We start from the raw sequence: 1,298 nt of genomic DNA, 5'->3' as shown, positions 1-1,298 counted from the left end.
AAAATGAATCCGCAACTTTTTACCAATGTGAAGATTTTCGACGGCACGGGTGCCCCAACGTTCGTTGGTGAGGCGCTTGTCGAAGGCAATCTGATCCGCGCTGTGGCTCGTGGAAAGGGTGGGATTTCGCGCGAATCCTACTACGACATCATCGACGGGAAAGGCATGACACTGATGCCCGGCCTCGTCGAAGCCCACTCGCACGTTACCTACAGCAATATGGCGAAGTTCGGCGAACTGGGGCAGATTCCGCTTGAAGAACATACAATCCTCACGCTGCAGAACGTCAAGCTGATGCTGGACTCGGGCTTCACCAGCCTGTACTCGGCGGCATCGGCGAAGTTCCGCCTCGAGGCGGTGATTCGCGATGCCATCGATGCCGGAAAATTCCCGGGGCCGCGCATGCGGGCGGCCTCGCCCGAACTCACGTCAACAGGTGGTCTTGGGGACGAGCGTCAGTATCACACGAACCATCAGGGCTTCGAACTGATTGCCGACGGCACCGAAGAAATCCGGCGAACCGTCAGAACGCTGATTCGCGAGGGCGTCGACACGATCAAGGTCAACATCTCCGGTGACATGTTTGCTGGACGTCCGGGGTTCGCCCGCCGCCTGGCCTATACGGAGGCGGAGGTCGCCGCCGCTGCGGAAGAGGCGCATATGCGCGGCGCCTGGCTGTCGTGTCACGCCCGCGCCGATGCGGCCGTGAAGCTTGCCCTGAAGTATGACTTCCGCGTGATCTACCACTGCGATTTCATTGAGGGCGAGACGTACGACCTGCTCGAGGCAAAGCGCGACAGTGTGTTTCTCGCCCCGGCCATTGGCGTAATCTACGCGACCGCCTACGAAGCAGAACCATGGGGCATTACCAGAGAGTTTGTCGAAAAGAGCGAGCTCTTCACCATGATCGAGCAATGCCCGAAGGTGTACGGCGAACTCAGAAAACGCGGCCTGCGGATTCTCCCGGGCGGCGACTACGGCTTCGCATGGAACCCGATCGGCACCAATGCCCGCGACCTGGAGCACTTCGTCAACATTCTTGGCTTCACCCCGGCCGATGCCCTGATGGCGGCTACAAAATGGGGCGGCGAAATCATGGACATCCCGAACCTCGGGCTCGTCAGCGACGGTTACCTCGCTGACCTGCTGCTTGTCGATGGCGATCCGGTCGAGAACATCAAGCTTCTCCAGGATCGCGACAACATCAAGGTCGTGATGAAGGACGGGGTCTACTGCAAGCGACTCATCCCAACACCCGGCATCTAGCAACCGGACTGTCGCTGTGTTCGAGATCGGGC

1 protein-coding gene is annotated in these 1,298 nt (G+C 59.7%); it reads left to right on the top strand.

Annotated elements, in window-relative coordinates; all coding sequences use genetic code 11:
• A partial coding sequence (locus P0D96_RS47975) for an amidohydrolase family protein (RefSeq protein ID WP_408321333.1) occupies positions 1 to 1,266 on the top strand: 1,266 nt, incomplete at its 5' end.
• Positions 1,267 to 1,298 lie beyond the last annotated feature (32 nt).

Source organism: Paraburkholderia sp. RL17-347-BIC-D (genome assembly GCF_046027915.1).
Lineage (GTDB): Bacteria > Pseudomonadota > Gammaproteobacteria > Burkholderiales > Burkholderiaceae > Paraburkholderia.
This window is presented reverse-complemented; position numbering and strand designations above follow the sequence as displayed.